Here is a 1,761-nt window from a genome sequence, read left to right as displayed (position 1 = left end):
ACTTAGAGCTACAACACGGAAAAGGAAATGTTGAACAAGGTGGTGGAAATTATAAAGAGACTAAGGATAAAATACTTGATAATCAAGCTGCCAATCAGAAAGCAAACGAAAGTAGTAAATTTGGTGAACATGTAGCGAAAGAACAACAAATTAATGCTGGTAAAGGGGCGAATGTAACTAATTCTGAACACGCCATTAAAAATGTAAATCCTAAGAGTTTAATTAGTCGGCAAAACTCAAATGAGATGTCAGGTTCAGATATTAAAAGATTAGTAAAAGATATGAAGACTAATGGATTTGATACTACTCAACCTATCGATGTAGCTATCGTTAATGGCAAGATGATTATTATTGATGGTCATCATAGAGCTGCGGCAGCAGTTAAAGCTGGCATTAAAGATATACCTATTAGAATTAACAAAGTTACAGAAGCCCAAGGTAATCAACTCTTATTAGAAGCAGCAGAGGCTCGCTCGAGGTACTGATATGAAAGAATATATTGAAGAATTAATTAAATTACAAAATAACTTACTATCTGTTTTTAAAAGGGTTTATCCAGAAGTTAAGGATTATAATCTTTTATTAGATTGCCCTCGAAAAGGAGAATTAAAGGTTAATGAGCAAGAATGGCTATTCACAAAGCATGGTAAAGGACTAAAATTTATTAGAAAAAAGCCTTTATCCCAGATCGTTGTCAATATTCATAGCTATTTTTCAGAGCCAGATGTGCTGGACGAATGGCGATTGGAACAATATTTAGAATCACTGAAAATATCTTACTCTAAAAGTGATATAAGTAAGTATCTAAATGAATTAACGTTAACTCAAGTACTAAAAAAAATATCTGAGCTGCAATATAAGTTAAATAGAAATTAATCACAGGATCATCGCTTATAGTAAAGATTTTATGTTTTACTCAGTTACATTAATCAGTGCCCAGCTATCTCCTGCCGATCAAATATTCTATGATACTGGCACTATCAGCTCCAATGATATTCAAAATAAAACTGACTTTAAAGTGACCTAATTTGTGTTTAGCGGTGGCACTTGCAGTACCACCGCACCATGTGATACTCGGTACTGTTCTCGCTGAACTGTAAAGTAGCTCAGCGATTACTGGTGCAGTCGTTGCAGTCACAGGCGATCTGGCAATCGGTACGTAGATTGCTGCCGGTAAGCAATTAGGGCTTTATGCCGATAATGATATCGCTATCGGGACGTCGTCTGAGCGATTTGAGTTAGATGAGTTCCATAAGAGTTCAAGCAAAGGCTTTTTAAATAAAACGACTACCACCACGCAGACGCAAATCGATAATACCACCGAAAAAGGCAGTCAGCTCTATGGCGATAGTGTCACCATTGCCGCCGGGAATAATTTAAGTGTCACCGGTAGTCAGGTGGTCGGTACTCACGATGTCAATCTGAAGGCGGGCAATAATATTGATATTGATGCCGCCGAAGAGTCTTATTACCGTAAACAAGAGACGAAGACGAAAAAATCCGGGCTGATGAGTAGTGGCGGTATCGGGGTGACCATTGGTCATGAGAAAGAAAACCTGAAACAGACCGATAGCGAGCAAGCCTATTTAGGCAGTACCGTCGGCAGCACTGAGGGTAATGTGAGCATTCAGGCCGGTAAGGATATCACCGTCAAAGGCAGTGATATTATTGCCAAGCAGGATGTGAACTTAACCGGTGAGAATGTGGCTATCGAGGCACTTGATGCCAAAACCACCTATAACGAGCAGTACACTTATGAGA

4 protein-coding genes are annotated in these 1,761 nt (G+C 38.8%); 3 read left to right on the top strand and 1 reads right to left on the bottom strand.

What is annotated here, in order from left to right; genetic code table 11:
* Both J3U42_RS12200 and J3U42_RS12195 read left to right on the top strand, forming a co-directional pair.
* On the top strand, nt 1-485 hold a 485-nt coding region (locus J3U42_RS12200), incomplete at its 5' end, for a ParB/RepB/Spo0J family partition protein (protein ID WP_267336603.1).
* A gap of 1 nt (nt 486) precedes the next feature.
* On the top strand, nt 487-876 hold the full coding sequence (locus J3U42_RS12195; protein ID WP_267336602.1) for a DUF6896 domain-containing protein: 390 nt from the start codon (nt 487-489) through the stop codon (nt 874-876).
* Nucleotides 877-940: 64 nt separating this feature from the next.
* Here the strand turns inward: J3U42_RS12195 and J3U42_RS12190 are convergent, their stop codons facing one another.
* Nucleotides 941-1,138: a hypothetical protein gene (locus tag J3U42_RS12190; protein WP_267336601.1), complete on the bottom strand. Its 198-nt coding sequence runs from the start codon at nt 1,136-1,138 to the stop codon at nt 941-943.
* A 25-nt stretch (nt 1,139-1,163) separates the two neighbouring features.
* Here J3U42_RS12190 and J3U42_RS12185 point away from each other — a divergent pair.
* A partial coding sequence (locus J3U42_RS12185; RefSeq protein WP_324169874.1) for a hemagglutinin repeat-containing protein occupies nt 1,164-1,761 on the top strand: 598 nt, incomplete at its 3' end.

The organism is Gilliamella sp. B2923, from assembly GCF_026536565.1.
In the GTDB taxonomy this organism is placed as follows: Bacteria; Pseudomonadota; Gammaproteobacteria; order Enterobacterales; family Orbaceae; genus Gilliamella.
The sequence above is the reverse complement of the archived record's forward strand: the minus strand, read 5'-3'. Positions and strand labels throughout refer to the sequence as shown.